Source organism: Niallia taxi, assembly GCF_004005475.1.
Taxonomy (GTDB): domain Bacteria; phylum Bacillota; class Bacilli; order Bacillales; family Cytobacillaceae; genus Niallia; species Niallia taxi.
Map to the genome: position 1 here is coordinate 40990 of NZ_RZTZ01000016.1, position 25978 is coordinate 66967.

Annotated in this window: 23 protein-coding genes; 5 read left to right on the plus strand and 18 right to left on the minus strand. The window is 39.7% G+C overall.

All coding sequences use genetic code 11. From position 1 onward, the window contains the following. Positions 1 to 76: 76 nt before the first annotated feature. The 5 genes from EM808_RS24275 to pepF all read right to left on the minus strand — a co-directional run bounded on the left by EM808_RS24275 (position 77) and on the right by pepF (position 5746). Positions 77 to 1081, minus strand: coding sequence for an ABC transporter ATP-binding protein (locus tag EM808_RS24275; RefSeq protein ID WP_225314813.1), 1005 nt, complete (start codon positions 1079 to 1081; stop codon positions 77 to 79). A 24-nt stretch (positions 1082 to 1105) separates the two neighbouring features. Then, positions 1106 to 2077, minus strand: coding sequence for an ABC transporter ATP-binding protein (locus tag EM808_RS24280; RefSeq protein WP_127741713.1), 972 nt, complete (start codon positions 2075 to 2077; stop codon positions 1106 to 1108). Positions 2078 to 2840: 763 nt separating this feature from the next. After that, positions 2841 to 3053, minus strand: coding sequence for a hypothetical protein (locus EM808_RS24285; RefSeq protein WP_127741715.1), 213 nt, complete (start codon positions 3051 to 3053; stop codon positions 2841 to 2843). A 149-nt stretch (positions 3054 to 3202) separates the two neighbouring features. Continuing rightward, positions 3203 to 3817, minus strand: coding sequence for an acetate uptake transporter (locus tag EM808_RS24290; protein ID WP_127741717.1), 615 nt, complete (start codon positions 3815 to 3817; stop codon positions 3203 to 3205). Positions 3818 to 3934: 117 nt separating this feature from the next. Next, a complete protein-coding gene (pepF, locus tag EM808_RS24295) occupies positions 3935 to 5746 on the minus strand; it encodes an oligoendopeptidase F (RefSeq protein ID WP_127741719.1) in 1812 nt (603 codons plus the stop codon). 195 nt (positions 5747 to 5941) lie between these two features. Here pepF and EM808_RS24300 point away from each other — a divergent pair, with 195 nt between their 5' ends. Continuing rightward, positions 5942 to 7105, plus strand: coding sequence for an endonuclease (locus EM808_RS24300; protein WP_127741721.1), 1164 nt, complete (start codon positions 5942 to 5944; stop codon positions 7103 to 7105). Positions 7106 to 7142: 37 nt separating this feature from the next. Here the strand turns inward: EM808_RS24300 and sspO are convergent, their stop codons facing one another. The 5 genes from sspO to EM808_RS24325 all read right to left on the minus strand — a co-directional run bounded on the left by sspO (position 7143) and on the right by EM808_RS24325 (position 12563). After that, complete coding sequence (sspO, locus tag EM808_RS24305; protein ID WP_127741723.1) at positions 7143 to 7277, minus strand: small acid-soluble spore protein O; 135 nt, start codon at positions 7275 to 7277, stop codon at positions 7143 to 7145. 68 nt (positions 7278 to 7345) lie between these two features. Beyond that, positions 7346 to 8557, minus strand: a complete 1212-nt coding sequence (locus EM808_RS24310; protein WP_127741725.1) for an MFS transporter — start codon at positions 8555 to 8557, stop codon at positions 7346 to 7348. Positions 8558 to 8772: 215 nt separating this feature from the next. Further along, on the minus strand, positions 8773 to 8994 hold the full coding sequence (locus tag EM808_RS24315) for a YdbC family protein (RefSeq protein WP_127741727.1): 222 nt from the start codon (positions 8992 to 8994) through the stop codon (positions 8773 to 8775). A 156-nt stretch (positions 8995 to 9150) separates the two neighbouring features. After that, positions 9151 to 10059 (minus strand): C39 family peptidase, encoded by a 909-nt coding sequence (locus EM808_RS24320; RefSeq protein WP_235856704.1) that lies wholly within the window; start codon positions 10057 to 10059, stop codon positions 9151 to 9153. Between the two features lie 134 nt (positions 10060 to 10193). Next, a complete protein-coding gene (locus EM808_RS24325) occupies positions 10194 to 12563 on the minus strand; it encodes a polyprenyl synthetase family protein (RefSeq protein ID WP_127741729.1) in 2370 nt (789 codons plus the stop codon). A 262-nt stretch (positions 12564 to 12825) separates the two neighbouring features. Here EM808_RS24325 and EM808_RS24330 point away from each other — a divergent pair, with 262 nt between their 5' ends. After that, positions 12826 to 14226 (plus strand): MFS transporter, encoded by a 1401-nt coding sequence (locus tag EM808_RS24330; protein ID WP_235856705.1) that lies wholly within the window; start codon positions 12826 to 12828, stop codon positions 14224 to 14226. A 543-nt stretch (positions 14227 to 14769) separates the two neighbouring features. On the opposite strand, the gene EM808_RS24335 is transcribed toward EM808_RS24330, so the two are convergent. From EM808_RS24335 to EM808_RS24345, 3 genes are all read right to left on the minus strand, one after another. Continuing rightward, on the minus strand, positions 14770 to 15165 hold the full coding sequence (locus EM808_RS24335; RefSeq protein WP_127741731.1) for a VOC family protein: 396 nt from the start codon (positions 15163 to 15165) through the stop codon (positions 14770 to 14772). A 187-nt stretch (positions 15166 to 15352) separates the two neighbouring features. After that, positions 15353 to 15808, minus strand: a complete 456-nt coding sequence (locus tag EM808_RS24340) for an AraC family transcriptional regulator (protein WP_127741733.1) — start codon at positions 15806 to 15808, stop codon at positions 15353 to 15355. Between the two features lie 98 nt (positions 15809 to 15906). Continuing rightward, the gene (locus EM808_RS24345) at positions 15907 to 16680 is read right to left on the minus strand and encodes a DeoR/GlpR family DNA-binding transcription regulator (protein ID WP_127741735.1); all 774 of its coding nucleotides are present in this window, start codon (positions 16678 to 16680) and stop codon (positions 15907 to 15909) included. Positions 16681 to 16853: 173 nt separating this feature from the next. On the opposite strand from EM808_RS24345, the gene EM808_RS24350 reads away from it, so the two are divergent. The 3 genes from EM808_RS24350 (at position 16854) to EM808_RS24360 (ending at position 20116) form a co-directional block, all read left to right on the plus strand. Then, positions 16854 to 18083 carry an amidohydrolase gene (locus tag EM808_RS24350; protein ID WP_127741737.1) on the plus strand — a complete coding sequence of 410 codons (1230 nt, stop codon included), beginning with the start codon at positions 16854 to 16856 and terminating at the stop codon, positions 18081 to 18083. Between the two features lie 4 nt (positions 18084 to 18087). Further along, positions 18088 to 19320 carry an amidohydrolase family protein gene (locus tag EM808_RS24355; RefSeq protein WP_127741739.1) on the plus strand — a complete coding sequence of 411 codons (1233 nt, stop codon included), beginning with the start codon at positions 18088 to 18090 and terminating at the stop codon, positions 19318 to 19320. Positions 19321 to 19456: 136 nt separating this feature from the next. Further along, positions 19457 to 20116: an ankyrin repeat domain-containing protein gene (locus EM808_RS24360; protein WP_412758977.1), complete on the plus strand. Its 660-nt coding sequence runs from the start codon at positions 19457 to 19459 to the stop codon at positions 20114 to 20116. Between the two features lie 92 nt (positions 20117 to 20208). Here EM808_RS24360 and EM808_RS24365 read toward each other — a convergent pair whose 3' ends face one another. From EM808_RS24365 to nirB, 5 genes are read right to left on the minus strand one after another with little or no spacing between them, the layout of a single operon-like run. After that, a complete protein-coding gene (locus EM808_RS24365) occupies positions 20209 to 21009 on the minus strand; it encodes a formate/nitrite transporter family protein (RefSeq protein ID WP_127741742.1) in 801 nt (266 codons plus the stop codon). A 22-nt stretch (positions 21010 to 21031) separates the two neighbouring features. After that, a complete protein-coding gene (locus EM808_RS24370) occupies positions 21032 to 21757 on the minus strand; it encodes a sirohydrochlorin chelatase (RefSeq protein ID WP_127741744.1) in 726 nt (241 codons plus the stop codon). Next, on the minus strand, positions 21718 to 23190 hold the full coding sequence (gene cobA, locus EM808_RS24375; RefSeq protein ID WP_127741746.1) for a uroporphyrinogen-III C-methyltransferase: 1473 nt from the start codon (positions 23188 to 23190) through the stop codon (positions 21718 to 21720). The genes EM808_RS24370 and cobA overlap by 40 nt, the downstream gene beginning before the upstream one ends. A 3-nt stretch (positions 23191 to 23193) precedes the next feature. After that, positions 23194 to 23511 carry a nitrite reductase small subunit NirD gene (nirD, locus tag EM808_RS24380; protein ID WP_127741748.1) on the minus strand — a complete coding sequence of 106 codons (318 nt, stop codon included), beginning with the start codon at positions 23509 to 23511 and terminating at the stop codon, positions 23194 to 23196. 31 nt (positions 23512 to 23542) lie between these two features. Beyond that, the gene (nirB, locus tag EM808_RS24385; protein WP_127741750.1) at positions 23543 to 25945 is read right to left on the minus strand and encodes a nitrite reductase large subunit NirB; all 2403 of its coding nucleotides are present in this window, start codon (positions 25943 to 25945) and stop codon (positions 23543 to 23545) included. Positions 25946 to 25978 lie beyond the last annotated feature (33 nt).

Consider the following 25978-nt stretch of genomic DNA (forward strand, 5'->3'; position numbering starts at 1 on the left):
CCCCTTAAAATATAGTTATCTGTAGAAATCGCAAACCAAACTCGGTTCAACAACCACCTCCTTAAAAGATTAATAATCAATCTTCTTTACTGTATAAGTGGCATGCAACGAAGTGTCCTTCCGAAACTTCCGTTAAGTCCGGGCGCACAATAGCACATCTTTCATGTGCTTTTGGACAGCGAGTTCGGAATGCGCATCCTGACGGTGGATTAGATGGGCTTGGCAGGTCACCCTTCAGAATGATTTTTTCTCTCTTTTTAGTCACATCGGTTGTCGGAACTGCTGATAAAAGCGCCTGTGTATATGGATGAAGCGGTGTTTCATATAGCCCTTGCTTAGGTGCCAGCTCCGCAATTCTTCCTAAATACATTACTGCTACACGATCACTTATATGTTTAACAACACTCAAATCATGGGCAATAAAAAGGTATGTCAAATTAAATTCTTCCTGCAAATCAGCCATCAAGTTTAAAACCTGTGCCTGGATAGAAACATCCAAAGCTGAAACCGGCTCATCACAAACAATAAATTTAGGATTTAGCGCAAGCGCTCTCGCAATGCTGATACGTTGCCTTTGACCACCAGAAAATTCATGGGGATATTTCGTTCGTGCATCTGCTCGGAGGCCAACCTTTTCCAGCAGACTGATTGCTTTTTCCTCCCGCTCCCGTCGATTTAACTTTGTTTGTACAAGCAGCGGTTCTTCGATAAGCTCTTGGACACTCATTTTTCCGTTTAATGAAGCGAACGGGTCCTGAAAGACAATTTGCATATCTTTTCTGATTGGACGCATCTTTCTGTTATTTAATGTAGTGATGTCTTGCTCTTCAAACTGAATACTACCTTCTGTCGGGTCAAGCAGCCGCAGAATGACTCGTCCTAACGTAGATTTTCCTGAACCTGATTCACCAACAAGTCCGAGCGTTTCTCCTCTGATGACATTTAAGGAAATATCATCAACTGCTTTAACATGGCCGACCGTATGCTTCAAGACGCCACCCTTGATCGGGAAGTATTTCTTAATGTTTTTCGCTTGAAGAATATAATCTTCTTCGGTCTTTTTTAATAAATCTTGCTCCATCAATGACATGAAATATTATTCCTCCTATTCATACAGGTAGCAGCGCACCTTATGGTTTTGTCCATTATCTAGAAGATTAGGATTGCTAACACGGCATTTATCCATCACATGCTTGCATCTGTCAGAAAAACGGCAGCCAACAGGGAAATCATAGGCAGGCGGAACTGTTCCCTTAATTACTCCAAGTCTGTCGACATCGTCTTCTAATTTAGGTAAGCTTTCTAGAAGTCCATTAGTGTACGGATGCTTCGGATCAAGGAACATGGTATTTACTTTTGCCTGCTCCACAATCTGTCCTCCATACATAACCATAACCCTGTCTGCATATTCAGCTACGACACCTAAGTCATGTGTTATTAACAATACTGCCATGTTAAATTTTTTCTTCATCTCGTCCAACAGATCCAAAATTTGTGCTTGAATTGTTACATCGAGAGCTGTAGTCGGCTCATCTGCAATTAACAGCTTCGGCTCACAGGAAATAGCTATTGCAATCATCGCACGCTGGCGCATCCCGCCTGACAGTTGATGGGGATATTCATTTACTGTCTCTTCTGCCCTTGGAAAACCAACTATTCTTAATAGCTCGATTGCTCTGTTACGCGCTTCCTCCTTTGAGACTTTCTTATGCTTTCTAATTGTTTCTATAAGCTGGTTTCCAATTGTAAATACAGGATTTAACGCTGTCATCGGCTCTTGGAAAACCATCGCAATTTCACTTCCGCGAAGCTTAGCCATCTGCTTGTCAGAATAAGGAACAATATCTTGGCCGTTAAAGCGAATTTGCCCTCCTTTGATTTTTCCAGGCTTACCAACAAGCTTCATTATAGAAAGAGAGGTGATGCTTTTGCCGCTTCCTGATTCACCAACGAGTGCTACTGTCTCACCAGGATTTATGGAAAAATCAACACCGTCCACTGCTTTTGCCACTCTGTGTTTATCCACTTGAAAATACGTTTTTAAACCTTCAACTTCTAATAACGCATGTTTTGTCATATACTCACCTCTGCTATAATCCTTGGATTCTTGTAATTTGTGTTATGTACTCTGGGTAGTAAAAAATGGGTAGGATAAAATTTAATAATCAATTTTGAATTGAGGGAACTTTTTAATTTAAATAATTATTCTGAAAATAGAAACCGTTTTGATAAATAATATAATACCTTCTATAATTCTTGTAAAGACAAATTTTTCAGAAAAATAGATTTTTTGTAGAATCGACTAGGTTTCCCGTCGAATTCTCCGCTATTCTCCTACATTCTTATCCGTTTACCAAGAAGGTTATTTCACTAAATATAATATACAAAGATAATAGTTTCCCTTAACATTCGTATAATTCCGACCTCATCCCCTCTTAAATAGTAAACATCATAATTATAGTAAAAACTTGATATTATTGGAATAAAAACATTAATCGACAAACAAAAAGCACAATCGTTTCTCTCAGATAGACAGCATTTATTCTCAGTCGACACTATAAATTATACTAATATAATTCTTTTACTTTCTGTTAATCTATCTCTTTCTGTTGTAATCCTTAAAATGAATAAATTGTTACCTAATATTCATTTTTTTATATTAAAAAAGAAATTTAACTATAGATACGTACAAACCTTATGAAATATGTGTAAAAAAAAAGTTAAAATGAATAATATTAATTCCTTTTATTCACTATCTTTTTAGAGGATTAACGGGGAAAAGGAAGCAAAAAAGCCTCCTTCATCAAGTGGGGAAATTTGTTTTTGGATTTATTTGTTTTTCAAGTGGGCTTGGAATATTCAGTTGGATCTAGTTTATCCATAATCTCATCGCAAAGCTCCTTCATGATTTCCTGTTGTGAAATGAGATCGGCATCCTTCATCATTTGTAAATACAGAACTGTTTGCATTAGCAGTGATTTTGCCTCCCCCTCTGAAAGGTCCTTTATGTTTTTTTGAAGCTCACTAATCATATATACCTCCACATTTGACATGTCTATATCACCAATTACTTATTTTAACCGTATCTTATAGAATTTTCCATTGTAAAACGAGTAAATCTTTTTGATATTCCATGCTGTACAAATATATGTTAAATAAGCCACAAAAAAAGAGCCTATGTTTATAGACTCTCTGCAAACTTTTATTTAAATATTCCGAATGGCTTGCCAATCGGCAATACGATTTTTCCAAAATGTGTGTTAAGCACGATTGCACCACATCCGTAAAAAGATAATAGGGCGATACAAAGCTCTGCAATACCTGCAATCGTATGTGTTACTTCGTACATGACATCAAAAGAGCTTAAAGAAAGTCCAATAAATAGGATATCAATAAAGACGAAAATAAAGAAAAGAACTTTATGTGTCTCTAATGCGCCAATTGTCATAAACAGACTAAAGATCAAATAGCCGATGAAAGCAAAGCCAAGTTGTTTTGGATCAACATTTTGTGCAAGTACTTCGCCAAACGCTCCTAGCTGAATTAACCAAGAAAAGCCTACACCAAACCAGAATAAGCCAAACGCTGCAAAAGCGGTAGTTCCAAAGATATTGTTATGCTTCGCATCAAGCAAAGCTGCGATCAATTGAGCTAATCCACCCAAAAAGAACGCCCACGGCAAAATAAAAGATAACCCTTCTGTTAAACCCAGCTTTTGTGAAGATGCTACCAATGTAACCATTGCTAGACCAAATAGTCCAAGTGCAGATGGATCTGCCGTCACCATTTTTACTTGGGTATAGTTCTTGTTGCTCATAAATTCCTCCTATAATAAAAAAACATACTTATGTAATGTATAGGATTAGCAGTATTGTGTCAATTAAATTTTTCATAAAAAACATCCTTGCAACTATACAAGGATGTTTTTTTCATATTAAGTAAAGCTTTTTTCTAATTCATCTATTAAGCTGCCAACATAAGCGACTGCTTTACTGATTGGTTCAGATGTGGACATATCAACATTTCCGAGCTTCATTAAATCAATGGGCTTTAATGTTCCGCCTGCCTTTAGTGCTGATAGCCAGCGGTCAACAGCAGGCTGCCCTTCTTCTTGAATCATTAAGGATGCAGCAGTTGAGGCTGTCAGTCCTGCCGAATACGTATATGGATATAGCCCCATATAATAATGCGGCTGTCGCATCCAAGTAAGGCCGGCTCCTTCATCCAGTTCCACACTGTCCCCCCAGAATGCCGCAAGAAGCTCAAGATTTTGTTCACATAGCAGCTTTGCAGTTATCGGCGTGCCTTTTTCTGCAAGTGTATAAACTCGGCGTTGCAGTTCGCCCTCTAAAATATGTGTAACAAAGTTATGATAATACGTTCCCAATGATTGCAGAATAACCCAGCGGCGCATCCTGTCATTATCCGATTTCTCCAAAATATGCTTACTTAAAAGCATTTCATTCATTGTTGAAGGTGCTTCAATAAAATATCTTGATGGACGTGTATTCGAAATCGACTGATTCCTGCCTGCCAGAACAAAATGACCTGCGTGTCCGAGCTCATGAGCAAGTGTAAAGGCATTACGCATCGAATTATTCCAAGTCATCATAATATACGGATGTGCCCCATATGGACTTGAGCAAAAGGCTCCAGATCGCTTACCAAGATTGTCTGCCCTGTCGACCCAGCGATTTTCCAATCCCTGTCTCATTATTTCCGCATATTCCGGCCCCATTATTTTAAGGGCTTCAAGCACAAGCTCTGCCGCTTCATCATAAGAAATTTCCGGATTATAATCAGCATCTAATGGTGCCTTTAAATCACTGTAACAAAGTTGATCAAGTCCAAGAACACTCCTTTTCAACCTGGCATAGCGGCGCATATGAGGAGCAAGCTCTGTTAAAATTGTATCAAGCTGATTATGATACATTTCCTTTGTAACCTGCTGCTCAAATAGCAGCATTTCCGTAACAGACTCATACTTTCGTAATTTCGCTTCAACCACTTGCTTCTTCACTTCTGTCGCAAGGGTTCCTGCATATGTATTTTTGTACCTATCTAATGTTTCGATAAAAGCAGCATAAGCCTTGCGCCTAATATCTGTATCTGGAGACTCTTCATACTTAGCGTATAAATTAAATGTTAAAGGGTGAAGAGTCCCATCTGTTGTTGTAAAAGAGGAAAAGCTCATATCTGACGTTTTGCTGCGCTGGTAAATCATATAAGGAGACTCATGAATCTCACTGTATGCGGCTAAGACTTGCTCTGTCTCTGGGGAAAGCATATGTGCCTTTTCCTCGAATAAATCACTGAGCATCTTCGTATAATCCTTTAGTCCGCTTTCTTGCTCTAAAAATATACCTACTTTCTCCTCTGACAGTGCAAGTATCTCTGAATCAATAAAGGACACGCTGCTACGAACTGTGGCATACACAGAGGCTGCAATAGCATCATTTGCTTGATTAGCAGGGTCTGTCCCATCCGCAGACTGGTTTAAGCTTGCATACGTCATCACCCGGGCAACCCGCTCCTCCAACGAGTCTCTTTCAAGAAGACATTGCAGGAGGTTTATAGCACTGCTTCCAAGGCTCCCCTTATATTCTACAAGCTTTTCTAAATCGAGTGCGATTGCATCAAGCTCCTTCTTCCATGCTTTCTCACAAGGAAACAATTCAGATAAATCCCATGTTTCTTCAACTGAAACATCTTTCCTTGCCAGTGTTTTACTTTGCAGCTTATTCATTGTAAGGCTTCTCCCCTTTGTTTATATTTCGATATTCGAAACGAACAACTTTATTATATAAGAAAACTGCAAATTTTCAAATTATTTACCGAATAAACGTATATTATCATATTCTTTACACTTTTCTACAATTACCTCTAAATAATTATGTTATGTTAAAAGAGCAATATACTATATGAAACAGGGAGGTAAATGATGAAAAAAAGTGGAAAAATTTATTTTTTACTTTTCGTGATTTTTACTTTAGCAGTCTCGCTTTTCCCTGCAGCTCCTACAAAAGCTGCTACTTTGTCCGTTTCAGAAGCAATAAGGATACAGAACGGTTCAACTCAAGAACTAGAAGGATACATAGTCGGTAAGCCAATTTCCGCTTCCTCCGTCCAAACTAGCAGCTTCTCTGACGATTATGCACTCGCTCTTGCAGACAACCCAACAGAAAAAAACACTGGCTCTATGCTATATGTGCAAATTCCCTCATCCTTTCGAGCGAGCTTTGGATTAAAATCAAATCCTAATTTGATTGGTACTAAAATTATCGTAACGGGAAGCACTTCAGCCTACTTCTCTCACCCTGGATTAAAAAATGTAACAGCTATGTCAAAAAGCACTGAAGGATCAACTCCAGTTCCAAATGAGCCTGAAGAAGATTCAGAGCAAGCCCCACCTTCTGGTAACTATGAAGGCTATTATAACAGTGCCAGCGGTAAAACAGGCTCAAGCCTTAAAGCAGCTTTGCATGAGATAATTGATGATCATACAAAGCTTTCTTACAGTGCTGTTTGGGATGCACTTCGCCATACAGACGAGGATCCAAATAACCGCAATAATGTCATATTGCTATATACAGGCAGGTCACAAAACAAAACCTCCAACGGCGGTGGTGTCGATCAATGGAACAGGGAGCATGTTTGGGCGAAATCTCACGGCGACTTTGGAACATCAATGGGAGCAGGCACTGACTTGCACCATTTGCGCCCTACAGATGTGTCTGTCAATTCAGCTCGCGGAAACAAGGACTTCGATGATGGTGGAACTGCCCAGAAGGAAGCACCAGATACTTTCGCTGACAGTGATTCTTGGGAGCCCCGTGACGAGGTCAAAGGTGACATTGCCCGAATGATTTTTTATATGGCTGTGCGCTACGAAGGTGACAGTGGTGAATTAGATTTAGAAGTATCAGAAAAAGTAAGTAATGGTTCTGCTCCATTACACGGAAAACTATCGACATTAAAACGCTGGAATGAGCTTGATCCTGTCGATGACTTTGAACGAAACAGGAATGAAGTCATCTTTACAGATTACCAGCATAATCGAAACCCATTTATTGACCACCCTGAATGGGTCGAAGCAATCTGGTAAAAAAGGAAACGGGCCGGCAAACAGCGGGCCCGTTTTATTATTGACGTTTTTTAGTTTTCTTGTTATTTTTCTTTTCTGCTTCTGACAATGGTTCATTCGCGAATTCATGGTCATAGGCTCTTGATAAATTTCCTTTAACGCCTTCTTGTTTACCATTCTTTTTTGTTGTCATTTATAACACCTCCAGAGCTTAGTGTACGTAACAATTTTTATTATTATGTACTAGCACTCTTTGGGAGGCTATTGCTTTCCATGCATAACTTTTTTGAATACCATTTGCTTTAAACCATCATCCTTCTGGTAAGCAATTGCTGATGCAGCAAGCAACAGCACTCCTGTGAGAATAAAAACACTATACGCTGGGAAGATGCCGCCTAAAAATCCGCCGAGCATCGGCCCAATCATTCCGCCAATCTGGTTGGCAGTTTGGTTCAAGCCAAACGCTCTGCCGCGAAAATCCTCTGCCGTCGCTTTAACTACAAGTCCGTTCAATGCTGGGAAAACTGCACAGAAGAAAATTCCGAATACAAACCGCGTAATGGAGAAGCCCCATATGTTTTGGAAGATGATTTGTGAGAAAGTCCCTAACCCACCGCCAAGCAAACCGATAAACAATATTCTGTTAAAGCCAATTTTATCTGCCAGTTTACCCCAATATGGCGCAAACAGCACACTTGCTATTCCAGGGAGGGAAAAGACAACCCCTGCAAGTAACGATGCATTGGCAGTTGTTCCGCCTAAATCAACAATGTACAGCGGAAGAATTGGTTCAATGGACAGAATGGAACAAGAAGTAACAATTGTCAGAAGCATAACGAGCATCAGTGGACGGTTTGACCATGCAATCTTAATGTCGTTTTTAACAGATCCCTTTTCCTTGCTCGGTTTAAAGTTCTCCTCTTTTACAAAGAAGATAATTAAAAACGTTGCCAGAAAAACAATAAAACCAGCACTGGCAAATGCCAATCTGTTACCGACCAGCTCTGCCATAACTCCACCAAGCAGCGGCCCGACTATTCCACCAGTAGCACTTGCTGTGGCAATCATTGATAGTGCATACCCTACTCTTTCTGTCGGCGTATTTGTTCCAACTAAAGCAATCGCACCAGGAATAAAGCCTGACAGTAGTCCTTGCATAATTCTTAATATAAGTAATTCATAAGGATTTGTAACAAATGCAGCCAATGTGTAAATAATAAACAAAGCAAAGCCTGCCCTGACTATCATTGGCTTTCTGCCATATTTATCAGCAATTCTTCCCCAAAACGGTGAGGAAAGTGCTCCAGCAAAAAACGCTGAACTGAATAAGATTCCTGCCCATAACTCTGTATGCTCATGGACATCGATTTCCAGCAGGAAAATCGGCAAAAACGGAATGACCATATAAAAGCTCGCTGCTGTAAAAAAAACACCAACCCACAACACAAGTAAATTTCGCTTCCATCTTAGCATGCCGTTCGCGCTCCTAAGCTCATCATATAACAATCAATGAGTAGTTTTAATATTCTTAATAATAACACATCCAGAAATTATTTTCATTCCCGAAATTTCTGTTTTCCGAAGAAAAGGCGGCTGTAATGGTTATTCTGTCAAGGCTTTTATGCTTTTTAACATTTTGTGAAAAAATAAAAATGTACAGTAATCACTGTACATTTTCAAAATTTATTTTATAGTCTAGAGTCATTTAAGGCTTTTTTCAGCTTCACTGCCTCGTCCAAATCAAGTGTTACTCCTTTACCCATTTTTTCATGGTTTGGAGCCCAGTCACGGATATCATACTTCGGTTCACGGCCATTCCAGCTGATTAAGTTCAGCTCCTTTGTCCACCCTTTTGCGGATTCAGATAGAACCATAATATGTTCAGTGATTTCAAATTTAATTTCAGCCACGCTACTACCTCCTAATGAGAATGACAGACAATATATATTCTCTTTTTATTATATATTTTTTGTCTTCTTTTAGGCGACGTACTTTCTTTATTTTTCTTGTCTTGGCTTTGTCAGGGCTTAATCTATTAACGAATAGATTATTATTAAACTGCTAATCTAGTTAACAACAAGCGCTCTTTTTCCCATTGCATTATAAATATTGATAAATTTTGTTTTTTCTATTCTGCTATTTTTTCCGCTCAAGCTTGTTGATTCACCATCATTAAAGTAGACATACTTGCTGTCCACACCTGTGACTACAATACAGTGCAGTGGTCTTGGTGCTTGAATTGTTTTGCCCTTCGGTGTTTTCCATGTTCTTTTCGTCGGCATCTCATGCGTAACTGTAAACCATATGAGAGTCGGCGCGCCTTTTTTGACATATCCTTCGATAACACTGAAGTTCTTTCCATATAGTGCAAGTCCACCTTTTCGGTAATTGTCGAGAACCTCTTTAAGTGGATTTGGATTAATTGTTATTCCATTCCCAAAAGGATCACCGACAAATCCAACCTCAGGATCACCCCAAATTTTGATTGAATTATCCTTGTTTCTGACAACTGCTGTCTTGTCTTTCGGCATTTGCTTCGCCAGCACTGTCTTATCCACATTTTTGCCGTAAAAGGCAAGTGCCATTGCCAATGCAGTCACTTCACATCCAGAAGGAAGCTGTGGCCTTTGCTTGATAAGCGGGACATTTAAAACAGACGTCTTGGAGATATACTCTCCGCTCACATATCCTGTCTTCCCACTATAGTTAATTTGATACCAACCGCTCTTCATTGTTTTTTTGACAGATACAACCTGGTTTCTTTTTAATGTGCCAATTTTTTTATACTTCGTTCCTTCACCGCTGCGCACATTAAGTGTGGAAGCATTGACTGAATACACTGTGACTTTTTTCGAGGCTGCTTCAGCTTGACTGCTGAAAGACCCTCCCATCAGTTGGATGAAGAGTACAGCAATGGCAATTCTCGCAATCCATGCTCTGGCTGAATAGGCTTTTTCTACTGTTAAATTTTGCATTTCATTTCCCCTGCTTACGTACTATATTACAGGTATATATTACTGCATTATCCAAAATGTTGAAACAGGTATATCCTATCAGATTACACAAAAAAATGCTCCTCCTTAAAGAAGAGCATTTTTCGTGTAATCTTTTATCGATCTCTGTTCACAAAATAATCGAGCAAATATTTTAAGAAGGCAGGGTTGCGTGGCGCTTGCTCTAATGTCTCAACAGCAAGACAATAATGTTCCCACATCGCCATTTTCGCTCCGTCTATCCCGAGGATCGATACAAAAGTGGTTTGATTGTTGTCTGCATCAATTCCAGCCTGCTTTCCAAGCTGACTTGTATCTCCTTCGACATCAAGCAAATCATCCTTAATTTGAAAAGCAATACCGGCATGGTAGGAAAACTTCTTCCATATGTCCATTTCCGCTTCATCTGCCTTTGCAAGAATGGCAGGCATAATCAAACAAACCTCAAATGCCATTCCCGTCTTATAGAAGCTCTTCCTGTTCAGCTCTTCAAGAGTTAAAATTTTGCCCTTAGAGTCCAAATCCATCGCCTGGCCCTTGCACATGTCTGCAGTCCTTTTGGAGGAATACTCAATTAAACGCAGCACAGTCTTTGGGTCAAAGGAGCTAAGAGATGTCTGCTCCTCTACTGCCCTTTGTGTTAGAAAAAGACCAGTTAATTCAGCAACTGCAATGTTCGTAACCTGATGTAATGTCTGTCTTCCCCTGCGTATATTGGCATTATCCTGTGATGGCAGGTCATCAAAAATCAAAGAGGCTGTATGCATATATTCCAGGGAACGCAGCAGCGGTAATATTTGTTTGCCGTCCAACCCATAGCCATGTACACCCATAAACCACGTCATTATTGGTCTTAATCGTTTCCCGTCACCATTCAGACTGTAGTTCGCTCCATCAGTGAGCGGCTCTGCAAACAAACTATTCTCCGAGCTCTCTATTGTCATGGCGCTGTTAATCTGGCTGCGTACCGTTTTAACTTGTTCAAAAAACTGCTCATGCTCCGCTCTGTCACTTTGGAGGATACCAACCATATGATCTCTAAGAAGCTTATCAAAGAAATCAACATCATCTGCCCTTTTAACCATTTTTTGAATGATTCTATTAAACTCTGGCATAGCAGATGCGAAAAGCTCCATTGTTTGGTTGTACTTTTCTGTTCCCCACTTCTTCTTAAAACGCTTTAAACCGTTAATTGCCCGGTCCAATATGACCTCACACGTCTTCCTGTCCGAGTTATACACATTATGAATTAAGTGGGATATAACCGTCCAATACAGTTCATAAGGATTTATCAAGTCAGAGCGTGTACCATGATGCTTCATATAATACGTATAAGGAGTTACCGATCCATCCTGCCAATCATCAAACATATCAGCAAAATCATCTGCAAGCTGGTTGTAAATTCCGTAGAAAAAAGATCTGCTCTCAAAGCCTTCTTCGAGCTGTGCACTTATGACAGATCGAACAATTAAGCGAGAAGAAGATGACTTTAAAATGACTGGGATAAACAAGTCTTCATTTGTGTATTTTCTGTTAGAGAGATTTTTATGCCGATCAACCTCTTGGGATTGAAAAAACACATAAGCCTGCTCTAAAAACGGAGTAATCATTTCCTCCCGCTGGTTTGCCTTTATATATTCAAATGCTTCTCGCAGTTCAGCATGAATATAGAAGATTAATTCAGCATTATCTCCACGCCATTCTCCTAATTCTGGAACATTTCCTGAAGTAAGTGCCGTTCGAATTAAATGAGAGTATTGTCTTTCTTCTTCTGAAGACAATATTTTTGCATCAAAGAGGTCATCAATGAACGGATATGTCAATCCATAAGAAAACCCGAGCTTTATTGCTTCACTTAGCTTTTGCGAGCGAATAGCAGACTCTGCTCCATCCTCTAAATCATCCAAAACATGCATGATAACACCAGCAATAATTTTGATAAGCTTGCGCTGGGCGTTTGCTGCATCCATTCCTGCTGGAATATTGGCAGAAACCGACCTAAGCTTATCCATCAGCCAAATCATCGTCGGCTCGATACCTTCCTTCTCCGCAAAACGATACAAACTCGCCATACTGAAAATCCCGATTTTTTCTTTATTCTTACCAGTCAAATGCTTTTTCAAGCTCTCAACAGAGCTTCTAATTCCAGCAAGTGTTTCCGGTGCTTCTAAGGATTTCCCTAAATCCCTCATATAAAGATAAGAAACACTGCGATCCAAATAATCATCTAGTTTGCCTGTTTGATTCAACCAGTGGATATAATGCTGATATCCCGACGAAACTTCCTTGCCCTTTCGCCGGGAAAAAAGCGAGAAAATAGTAGGAGGTTGAATATGGTTATGCTTCCACTCAGCAAAATCCTTTGTCAGGATTGGGATAAAAGTCTTTTCTGCCACCTGTCCATAAAGCTCTTGGAAATATTGGGACGCCTTCTGCTCTTGCTTAGAAAAGCACGCATCAGGATTTATTGTAAACTCCTTATTCATACAGTAAAATACCTCAACTCTTTTCATTTACTATCTATTTAAATATAGTACTAGAAAAACAGGTTTATAACCAGAAACGAGCCATTCCATAAATACCAGACATTTCTTTCCGAAAAGAAAACGCTTTTATATCCAAACTATGTAAATTATCTTGTTGTTATAGCTTTACACTATAACCAATTATCTAAATTAACAGTTACTCTATACCAGCTTTGCCATGCTATTATACAAACACAATCAAACATAGCAAGGAGAACAAATAATGACAACAAAATCAACGACGATTAAAGCACGGAGCATTAACCCGTCTGCTGTAATTGCGGCAAGCAAGTTCAATCGGTTTCATTTATTAGTTTATTTATGGTGTGTGTACGCCATTGCATTCGACGGCTTTGATATTGCCATGTACGGTGTAGGCTTGCCGTTAATGATGGAGGACTTTAAGCTAACATCTGTTGAAGCAGGAGCGGTTGGAAGCTATACACTTGTCGGGATGATGCTCGGTTCCTTTATCCTCGGCCCTGTCGCGGACATTATCGGCCGCAAAAAGGTATTAGCAATCTGCATGTTCCTGTTCAGTGTTTTCACACTTGGCTCAGGACTGGCACCGACTGTCACTATCTTTACAATTATGCGTTTTATCGCATCAATCGGAATGGGCGGGTTAATGCCAAACGTTATCGCCATGATGACCGACTATTCCCCTAAGAAAAATAGAGCATTAATCGTAGCGACAATGTATTGCGGTTATTCTGTCGGCGGAATCTTCGCTTCACTGCTTGGCATGTACTTGTTGGAGGATTTCGGCTGGAGAATTCTATACTGGCTGGGAATTCTGCCATTATTCACATTGCCAATCTTTTTGAAGAAGTTCCCTGAATCAATTTCCTATTACACAGCGCGCAAGCAAAAGGACAAAATAGCAAATATCATGAACCAAATAGACCCGAGTGGCAATTATAAAGAAACAGATGAGTATGTATTTGCAACAGGAAAAGAAGCTGAAAGTGGCGCACCACTTAAAAAACTATTCTCAAACGGACGTGCTATCAGTACTTTCGCTTTCTGGATTTTTGTTGTCTGCAGTCTTCTAATGGTTTCTGGCTTAAACACATGGCTGCCAAAAATCATGCAAGAATCAGGCTATGGCTTAACATCCGCCCTCTCATTTACACTCGTCTTGAGTGTCGGCCAAATTATCGGATCATTGCTTGGCGGCTATCTCGTTGATAAAATCGGACATCGAAATGTCCTTGTTTCCATGCTGCTGATTGGCGCAGTTTGCTTCGTCGCACTAAGCCTAACATCAAACGCATTGCTGCTTTATGTTTTAATCGCATTAGGAGGAGCCTGCACAGGTGGTACACAAAACCTGGCAAATCCTTATATCTCTGAGTTTTATCCGAAAGAAATCCGTTCTACAGGAGTCGGCATTACAGTTGGGTTTGGGCGAATTGGATCCATACTCGCCCCAATTATTATCGGCTTGTTACTTGCCACAAATCTTGAACCAAAAAGTGCCTTTATGGCCTTTGCGATTCCGAGTATTCTTGGAGGAGCAGTCCTGCTGCTAGTTCGAGAAAAGTATGGCAGCTTCGACCGCCTTGGTGCAACGCGAGATAATATTGTGTTGAAGGTAACAGATGAGGTTGGAAGCAGATAATTGTATGAAGGAGGCAACGACATCGTCGTTGCCTTTTGTGTTTTAAATACTTTGGTATTTTTGAAAATAGTAAAAAAACGAAGGCACCAAGTAAACCAAAGAAAATAATTCCAGCAACAGTAAATAAACTGTACATCTCAGACGGGTTATTAAACATTTCACCAAGCTCTAGCGAGAGGAAATGGAGTTTGTATGAAGCATGTATATTCAGCAGCTGTTAAAATAAGCGGTACTACTAAAATAATGACTACATATCCTAAACCACAAATGAAAACCCATTGCTTACTATCTTTAAATTTTTCACCCCTTTATTCCCCCTCCTATTTTTCTTAATTTGCAGCTCCATTCTAACGATATAAGTTCCCTAGCATAAGCCTACTTGTTATTACTTCTTAATTTTACCATTTGAACACTATTCAACATGTACCATTTCTGAAAAGCAAAAACACATAAATGACACTCCAGCTATTCCAAATAAAAAACTCCACAAAGCAAATAAAGTTTCCTCTATCTACCTTAGTGGAGTTGTAATGCTTATGATAATTATTTCGCATTTTCATCTGGCTGGTGAATCCCAAAAATATTCCCCTCTGGATCCTTATAATAACCTTGCCAAGCCATTCCAGGCAGCGCATATTTCGGCAATGCGACTGTCCCGCCATTTTCCAATATTTTCGCTTCACTTTGATTGTAATTTTCTACTCCCATCGTACAAGCAAATCCATTCAATGCTTGGGTAGCCTCAGGAGCTGGGCCTTGTCGCTGCATTAATGCCCCGTTTATCCCCAACTCTTCCTCTTTACCTGTTACAGCTCCAAAGTAAGGCATTCCGGCATATTCCGTCCAATCCTGAAATGTCCAGCCGAATACCTCTCCATAAAACTTCTTTGCCCGATCCATGTCACTAACATGAATCTCGAAATGTACTAATCTTCCCATGTTTACCTCCAAGGTTTATAGAATTATTGTTTGCCATTATTAAATTCCGTTTTACTGTCGTATTTTCCTATATAGGATGGACAATTTTCAAAAAATAATTCCACTGTAAAAGAGAAAACCCCAATAAATCTTATTGGGGCAGAGTTCTTATATTATCCTGATGAACAAACTCATACATCCATAACCATTACCTAACCGGAACACAAAGCTCACAATAATGCCTCTCAACAAGCTCCATGCTGTACCGCTCCAATACAGGTCTCGTTTTATCAAGCTTAAACCCGAATGCATCCAATACTAGAAATACTTCATCCCATGCCCTTTGAACAGCTTCTGCTGTGTGGGTTATTTTGAAGACAGCGTATTTCCCTCCGCTCATACCTCTTAGCTTTACTTCCTTGTCATCTGTAATAAATCCTTGAGGAACAATTAAGCAAACGTCGTATCGGCAAGCTTCCGGTGCTGTCAGTAAGGGATTATCTTGGGCAATACCGAAAATACTAGATTTTTGCTCCAGCAGGTTATTAGCATCAAGCCAACCTTTGAATTTCTCCATTAATCGTCGATTCTCAGGACCATATGGGCCTATTTGTCTCATATAGGTGACTGTGCAAGACGGCATTATCTCTATACTAGGGTTCATATTTACTTTCCTTTCCATTAAAGTACATCGATGTCTGAACACATCGTATAATGTACTAAAATGGAAAACAACTGGAATCTTAATAAAGTTTTATATTTTTACACTCCGAGCTCATTTATAACAGAAATTACTTGGATATTGTGCTTTTCTAGTATTTCAAGCATATTTTCCGGCACTTCCTTTTCCGTAATAACGATATCAATGTCTTCTAAACCGCATACTTTTTGGAAAAAGGTTTTATTAAACTTCGTAGAATCAACAAGGACGATAACTGTATCAGAACTTCTTACCATTTCACGGTTTAGCAGGCCTTCTTCCTCAATGGACGTTGACAAACCCGCTTCAGAAATACCGCAGGTTCCAATAAAGCATTTGTTTACTTTATAATCTTGGATATCTTTAATTGCCCGTGAACCATATATGGCTCGATGATTTTTAGAAACTGTCCCGCCTAACAGATTAATGCGGAAATTTTCTTTTCCCAATAATTCATTCGCAACATCCATCGAATTGGTCACAATATTATGATTCTGGCTTGATAAGTATTTTGTTAAGGCCAAAACTGTTGTTGATGCATCTAAAATAAGATGGTCTCCTTCACGAATCAAGGACGCTGCCAGTTTGCCAATCTCATTCTTTGCTGCAAACGCCATTTCAGCGCGCTCGTCAAAATTATAAACCTCATTGTGTAATTGCGTTCTTTTTGCTCCGCCTCTGATTCTAATTACTCTTTTTGCTTCTTCCAAAAGAATCAAATCTCTTCTCGCTGTATCTTTTGATACATGATTCAGCTCACAGATTGTTTCTATATCAATTCTCTCATTTACTTGTAAATATTGGACAATTGCCTCAAGTCTTTCATCCTGTAACATTTCTTCACCTCATTCCTTATATTATAAGTTTTTTTAAGTATTCTTGCAAAATAATGAACTATTTTAAGTTTTTCTGCTTGAATATGCATTTTTAGTTCGTTATGATTACTATAAACAGCTATATTTAACTTATTTCGCCTTATTAATTATCAAAATAGAAAGTGGTGAGCATCATGTCTTCATCCTACTGGCTAACGAATGTTTGCTTGGAAAAAGGGTTTCGCTACGAAAATGGCGTGGTTATTGGAACGGAAACGGAAAACTGTCATCTGCTTGTGGAAAATGGCAAAATCGCCAAAATTATTTCTGCTGATACATTGCCTGACGACCAGTTACCAAAAAAAGATGTCGATAACTTATTGGCCTTACCGTCCTTCATAGAAAAGCATGTTCATTTAGACAAGACAATTTTAGGAGAAAAATGGCGGGCAGTAACTCCTGTAGCTAGTATTTTTGAACGATTTGAAATCGAAAAAAGAGTACTTCCCTCGCTCTCCACTACAACAAAGGAAAGAGCGAAAGCACTAATTGAAATACTGCTTCAAGCAGGTTCCACACATATTCGCACACATGTTGATATCTATCAAGAAGCTGGGCTCACAAACTTCTTTGAAATCCAAGAAGCACTTGCAGATTATAAAGGAAAATTATCCTCTGAAATTGTCGCTTTCCCACAGCATGGATTGCTTCGTAATAACTGCGCAGATTTAGTAAGAGAAGCTGTTCGTAACGGTGCTAGTTTAGTAGGCGGTGTCGATCCTGCTAATGTGGATGGGAATATGGAGAAATCATTACAGCAAATGATGGAGATTGCCGTTGAAGGAAATGCTGATATTGACCTGCATTTGCATGATCCAGGCAAGCTTGGACTAGAAACGATAAAAAGGCTGGCACAACTGACTGAAGAGTCTGGCTGGCAAGGAAGAGTGGCTGTCAGCCACGCGTTTGCATTGGCAGACATGGGTGAAGGCGAAGCGGATGAAATGGCACAGATGCTATCAGAGCTTGGTATTTCGATTATTACTAGTGTACCGATTGGCAGAACCATGCCTCCCGTCAACTTCCTGCATAACAAGGGAGTACAGGTTGCAGTAGCATGTGACAATATTTTCGACTCATGGTCACCGTTTGGAAATGGAGATATTTTAGAGCGGGCCAGTCGGTTAGCTGAACTTACAGGCAGATCAACAGAACAAATGCTTGCCGAAACACTTGGGTTTATTACTGGAGGTATTACACCGTTAAATAAAAACGGACAGCAGGCTTGGCCAAAGGTCGGTGACGATGCGAGCATTGTCTTCACAGAAGCAAGCTGCTCTGCCGAAGCAATTGCTAGAAGATCAAACCGCCCTGCCGTTATGTACCGTGGAAAACTAGTATCAGGTGGGTTTACGAAAGGATGATAGCATGACATATTCTTCTTATTGGCTGACAAACGTCCGTTTAGAAACCGGTTATCAGTACAATAACAATGAAACCATTACAGGCACAGACACAGCCATTTTCCATCTTCTCGTTGAAAATGGAAAATTCACCAAAATTGTTCCTCAAGAAACCGTAATTAGTGATAATGCAATCAAATATGATGCACAAAAATGGCTGTTGCTGCCAACCTTTAAAGAAATGCATATTCACCTTGATAAAACCTATTACGGCGGACCATGGAAAGCCGTTACACCAGCGAAAAGCATCTTTGATCGCTTTGCAGAGGAGAAAGAACTGTTGCCACAATTATTGCCGACTGCCAAGGATAGAGCAAAGAAAATCTTAAATTTACTGATTGGGTTCGGTTCAACACATGTTCGCACCCACGTTAACATTGATCCTGTAGTAGGACTGAAAAATTTAGAAGCTACACTCGATGCTCTGCAAACATTCTCCGGAAAGATTTCACATGAGATTGTCGCATTCCCGCAGCATGGCTTACTTCAATCTGGCGTGGAGAGCCTTGTCAGAGAAGCCTTAAAACATGGAGCAACACATGTCGGCGGAGTTGATCCTCATACAGTCGATGGAAATATCGAAAAGTCATTAAATACAATAATCGAAATGGCTGTTGATACCAATTCCGAGATTGATATCCATATCCATGACAGAGATCATTTAGGATTGTTTACGATGAATAGATTAGCAGATTTAACGGAGCAGGCGCGGCTGCATAACAAAGTAACAGTCAGCCATGCGTTTGGCTTTGCTGGTATTCCAGATACAAAAGCTGCTGAATTGGCAGCACGGTTCGCTCAGCTTGGAATAGAGGTTACTTCAACGGTCCCTATCGGAAAACTGATCATGCCAATTCCCCTTTTGAAGGAGAAAGGTGTTCAAGTATCACTAGGTACAGACAGCCTTACTGACCATTGGTCCCCTTTTGGCAACGGTGATAATTTAGAAAAGGCAGGCCGTCTGGCAGAACTTTATGGATATGCTGATGAATGGTCATTATCACAGTCACTTAAGTTTATTACTGGCGGGAAAACACCGTTGGATAAGCAAGGCAAACAAGTATGGCCAGTTGTTGGAGACGATGCTGATATGAATCTTGTTAAGGCGTCATGCAGTGCTGAAGCAGTTGCAAGACGGGCAACTAGAGAGGCTGTTTTTTATAAAGGGACATTATTATCTGGTTCGCTCTCCCATTAATAGCATATTCTTAAGAAATGGAGGCTAAGTCTATTTGAAGAAACTATTAAGCTTATTATTGATACCCATCATTTTAGTTGGTTGTCAAAAAGCTCCTGCACAACAGAATAATCAGTCAGAGCCTGATCAAGCGGAGGTGATTGATTCAGAAGACCCAGTGCCTGATCTTAAAAAGGAGGCTGAAGAACCAATGACTACTCAAGAACAAGAGCAGTTTTTTCAAGCAGTCGAGAATGGCAATATCTCTGAAATTACAAGCTTTATAGAAGACGGTGCTGATATTAACAGCGTAGACCAAGAAGGCCGGACTGCAGCAATGCTTGCCACTTACAATAATGACCCTGAAACAGTAAAGCTGCTAATTAATAATGGGGCTGACGTTAATATTCAAGATAATATGAAAAACAACCCCTTTCTGTACGCTGGGGCAGAGGGATATTTGGAAATCATCAAGTTGACAATAGATGCCGGTGCAGATCCAATGCTGTTAAATAGATTTGGCGGTACAGCATTAATACCAGCATCTGAGCACGGTTATGTTGATGTAGTCAAAGAGCTTCTCGAACAAACTGATATTGATGTTAATCATGTCAATAATCTTGGCTGGACAGCTATATTAGAAGCTATTGTGCTGGGGGATGGCGGGAAAAATCAACAGGATACACTTCGATTATTAATCTCCCACGGTGCAGATGTAAACATCCCTGATTCAAGTGGGGTTACTCCCCTGCAACACGCAAAGAAGTTAGGGTTTGCAAAGATAAGCGACATACTATTAGATGCTGGAGCTAAATAACATTTGAGAAAAGAGACCAGTTCTAACTGGACTCTTTTCTGATAATCAATATAATTCATTTCAAAATGTGAATATTTTCACATAAAATCCTATTATGCTTCCCTCTTAAATGACTTAACAACCGCTTGTGTCTTTTCAGAAATATTATACCAGTAAGCCGCACCTACAAAAACTGCGCCGCCGATAATATTGCCAATTGTCACTGGCAGTAAATTAGCAAACATTCCACCAATAGACACTGTTTCAGGGTGTGGAATGATTAAAGCAATAGACATTAGAGTCATATTTGCAACACTATGTTCAAATCCAGAAGTGATAAATGCAAAGAGACACCAGAATATCATGATTAATTTGGCTGTTTCATCCTTTAGCTTAACGGAGCTCCATACAGCTAAACAAACTAAGATGTTACAGAGAATACCGCGAATAAGCAACTCTATAAAAGGAGCACTCATCTTCGCTTCTGCTCCATGTGTTATGAAGTCTGCTACTCCGCCAACAGCTAAACCAGAATAACTGAATAATAATGCTACAAGAATGGAGCCTATAAAGTTGCCTAAATAGCTAAATCCCCAAACCTTCCCAGTATCCTTCCACGTTACTTTGTTTTCGAGCATGCCTATCGTCATCACCATATTATTGCCAGTGAAAAGGTCTGCTCCTGCCATAATTACTAAGCTCAACGCAATTCCAAAGGAGATACCCATAATAATTTTTGTACCTGCAAAATTGGCAGGTGCAAGCATTCCCCCTATTGTAAAAATAAGAATAATCCCTAAGCCAACAAAAAATCCAGCAAGCATTGCACCAACTAAATACTTACTTTTATTCGTATTAAGCGCATTAATCTTCGTTAATGCAGTATTACTAAAAGTTGTAATAACATCCTTCATTTAAATCACTCCTTTTATTGCTTTAATTAGTTCGGTCAGCCATTAATTGCTCTTTCATTCTTTCTAACAATACTTCCTTCAGCAAGAAATCGTATTGTAATGGCGGACAAAGAATGACCTCGTCCTGACTGTTGGCAACTGCACTTTCCATTCTTTTTAACAGCGTACCTGTAAATAATAAATATGGCATAATATATATTTTGCTGTACTCTTGCTGAAGTTTATACAGCTCATTAGCAAATGCCGGCTTCCCCGCAGTCAAAAAAGCTGTATATACTGGTGATTCCAGTCTCTGATAAATATTATTGCTTATTTCCATCAGCTTTAATATTGGTTCCGGATCACTGCTGCCTCTGCCGACAATTAAAATAGTCCCTTCATTGTCTCTACGTTTTTCTGCTATACGCTTCATTACTAAATCTATCATCTTTGGATGAAGATCAAATGGCTTGGAAATATAAAAGCTTACGTCTGGAAATTCCGCTTTTATCAGTGCCAGCTCTTCTGGAATATCTCTTTTAAAATGTGCTGCAGCAAATAATAAATTAGGTACGACTAAAATTTGCTTTGCTCCTGCTTTTATTACCTTTTTCATTGTTTCATAGATTGTCGGTGAAGCTAGTTCTAAAAACGCAATTTCTTGAACTGGTATGTTCATTTCCTTTTTTACTTCTTCGATAAAATTTATAAACTGGTTATTTCCTTCAGCTATAAGGCTGCCATGTCCAATGTATACAACTGCATCCATTCGTGATCACGCATCCATTCTTTTTTATCTAGTTCCTGCTGTACCTGCTCATCTATTCGTTTGAATCCCATTAGCAATGCATATTTTTTTACAGATTGACCAATTGCAGCAAATGACATTTCTTTTGGATCTCTGTCGCTGTACTTATTCCATTCTTGCAAAAAGATATCGATTGACCGCTTATTCGGAAAGATAACTGTTTCCCAATTATCCTCTGTTAATAATCGTTCATTTATCTCCTGATAGCGGGTGTCTATTTCAATAGTATGACTTGGCAAAACACGCTGATTATCAGAGAATGTACTTTCTGTTAATAGCCACCTATCGCCAATTAAGACTGCACTGCTATCGTCAAAGTGTGCCCTTGCACATCGCAGCCCTCTTTTTTCAAGCTCCTGTCGGGTTTTATCAGACATATATTCTATCCGTCTAGGAAAATCACGAATATCATATCCCGCCATAAAAAGCTGCGAAAACAAAATGTCTATTCCTTCTTTGGAGGCAATAATTAATCTGTCTGTATCCATTATCAGCTGTAATTCCTCCTTCGTATAAGAATGAGGAATTGCCTTTAAAGCAGGAAATGCATATGCCTCAGCACCATTATTTGTAAAGTATCTTTCCAAGGAGCTTTCCTCAGATGAGCTTTTGGCGACAATTAGTTTTCTTTGATAAAACGGTTTTTTCTCAAACCAAGCAATGGAGGACCGCAGCTTGATTACGTCTCCAACTATCGTTAAAGCTGGATTCTTAATTTCTGCTGCTGTTACTTTCTCTGCGATTGTACTTAATGTACCTTCAACCACCCGCTGTTTTCCTAAAGTTCCCCATTCAATAACAGCTGCCATTGTGTCACCAGAATAGCCTTGTGATAATAACTGCTTACAGATTGTCGGCAAGCCTTGAACACCCATATAATAAGCAAGTGTTTCTCCGATTGCTTCTTGCTTAGGCTCACATACTAGTTCTTCATTTTTTTTACATTTATGACCCGTTCTGATCGTGAAACTAGTGCTATAATCGCGATGTGTGACTGGAATACCTGCATAGCTGCTTGCGGCAATACTTGATGTGATTCCAGGCACTATTTCAAACGGTATATTATATGTTGCTATTGCTTCTGCCTCTTCGCCAACTCTTCCAAAAACAGACGGATCACCGCCCTTTAACCGGACTACATATTTTCCCTTCAATGACTCTTCCATTAAAGTCTGATTAATCTTCTCTTGTCTCATAATATGGTTATTAGGCAGCTTTCCACAATATATAAAAGCACACTCATTTTTTGTATAACGCAGTAATCGCGGGTTAGCGAGACGGTCGTACAACACAACATCTGCTTTTCTTAAGCACTCCATCCCTTTATCAGTAATCAATCCAATATCTCCAGGTCCAGCTCCAACAAATGCTACATACCCCTTGTTTGTATCCATCGTTTACACCATCACATAAATATCGTCGTCTTTTACTTCTATTTCATATACTTCTACACAGCCATTGTCTGGCTTTTGGACAAGTCCAGTAACGAGAGAAATCTTCCAGTCATAAAGCGGGCAGAAGACATACTCTCCAGAAACAATCCCTTCTGCCAAAGGACCATTTCTATGCGGGCTGCGATTCTCTATCGCTCTTACCTCTCCATTGGAAAGATGAAATAATGCGATTGATTTTCCTTTTATATGAACCTCTTTACCGATTTGTTGCGGCAGTTCAGATTTCTTCATGATTTTCGTCCATTCTTTTGTTGCAGTCATTCTATTTCCCCCTCCAGTATTATCGAGAAGATTATCCTTTAATCACTTCAAACATTTCTCTTTTCTTTTGGTCGCTCAGTACAGAAGACCATGCTTCTTCGTATGTTGCTCTTGCTTTATCAAAGCTAGTTACAAGCTTGCTAACATTTTCTTCATTCAATAGTGTTTCTTTAACAACAGCCGCGCCTGTGCGTTCGACCCAAGGAGCCGTTCTTTCCCCGTAATTTGCATTTTCTCGGTAATATTGCACATACGCTTTTGCCAATGTTATAACTTCTTCTTCTGTTTTTACAGTTATTAAGCTGTCACATTCACGAACTTCCGTACCGCCATTTCCGCCAAAATACAATTGATAGCCGTTTTCTACACAAACAACTCCAAAATCCTTCGTTAACACTTCTGCACAGTTCCGCGGACAGCCTGTAACACCCATTTTCATTTTATGCGGAGTATCCACCATCTCTATTGCTTGCTCTAATTTAATGCCAAGTCCCAAAGAATCCTGCGTGCCAAACCGGCAAAATGCTGAACCGACACATGATTTTACGTTGCGCAGTGATTTAGAATAGGCATAACCAGACCGCATTCCTAAATCCTCCCATACATGCGGCACATCCTCTTTCTTGACACCATATAAACCAATGCGGCTTGCACCGGTGATTTTAACTAACGGAACATTGTACTTTTTCGCCGCTTCTCCCAATTTAATTAAATCGTCTGCAGTTGTTGTTCCGCCGTACATACGAGGAACAACAGAAAATGTCCCGTCGTTTTGAATATTCCCTTCCATTTTCTCATTTACAAATCTTGATGCTTTGTCATCTTCATACTCTTCAGGGAACAGCATGCGCATATAATAGTTCAATGCTGGACGACATTTTGAACATCCTTCAGCGCTTGCAAAATCAAGAACCATGCGAACTTCCTTCGGTGATTTCATTTGCTTTTCTTTTATTTGTGCGACTACCTCGTCACGAGTAAGTGATGTACAGCTGCACATTCCTGTTTTTTGCAAGGAAGCGTCAAAGCTGTCACCAAGTGTGTGTGCAAGGATGCTTTCCACCATCGGTTTACATTTACCGCAAGACCCGCCGGCTTTTGTACAGCCCTTCACTTCTTCAAAGGTTGTAAGTCCTTGTTCGAGGATAGAGTGGACAATGGTTCCTTTTGTTACACCATTACAACCACACACCGTATCCTCTGCACTCATGCTTGCAACTAAATCCTCTTCTCCGTCCTGACCAGCCTTGCTCAAAACAGAAGAACTTGTATACTCGCTTATATCAGCTTGTTTTTTTAGCATATTGAACAAACGATTACCGTCAGAAGCATCTCCGTAAAGAACAACCCCAACGATTTTGTTATCTGTCACCAAGATTTTTTTGTATAATTTCGAAAATTGATCATGTACTATTATTGCTTGAGTATTTTCATCTTCATGAATTTTCCCGCCTGAGAACAGGTCACAGCCTGCTACCTTCAGCTGAGTTGAAAGCACACTTCCTTGATAGCCCTTTCCCTGTCCTCCTGTAATGTGCTCAGCAAGAGCAATTCCTTGCTCATAAAGCGGAGCAACTAAACCGTAAGCAATGCCATTATGTTCTGCACACTCTCCGACTGCGTAAATAGATGGATCTGATGTAACCATATGATCGTTCACCACTATGCCCCGATTCACTTCCAAGCCAGCAACTCTTGCAATCGCAACATTCGGACGAATCCCCACAGCCATCACAACAAGATCACATTCTACAGAAGTACCGTCTGTAAACTTTAAGCCTTGAACACGTTTTTCCCCATATATCTCAGCTGTCTGCTTTTCCATTAAAAATTTCATGCCCTGTGCTTCTAAATCTTTCTTAAGAAGATTTGCTGCTGCAGCATCCAGCTGCATCTCCATCAGTGTTGGCAATAAATGAACAACATGCACTTCCATGCCACGGTCGATTAACCCTCTCGCTGCTTCCAGTCCTAACAATCCTCCACCGATGACAACAGCCTTTTTATAGTTTTGAGCTGCTTCCATCATCATCTCTGTATCCGCAATTGTTCGAAAACCAATAACACCGTCTAGATCGCTTCCAGGTACCGGCAGAATAAAGGCACTTGAACCCGTTGCAATGATCAGCTCATCATATGCAAGGATTTGCTGTTTATCTGTGATTACTTCCTTCTTATCTTTATCAATGCAAACAGCCTTTTCCCCTGTTAATAGATTAATGTGATTGTCCTTATACCAATCCCAATCGTTTATATTAATATCATTTATAGTCGTTTTACCTTGTAACACATTTGATAACATAATGCGATTATAGTTCGGATATGGTTCATCCCCAATTATCGTTATTTCAAAAGTCTCCGCATCTCGTTTCACTATTTCTTCAATTGTTCGAACTCCTGCCATCCCGTTTCCAATTAGAACTAATTTCTTCATTGTCTTCCCCCTCCAAGGTTGGGCTAGAAAAAT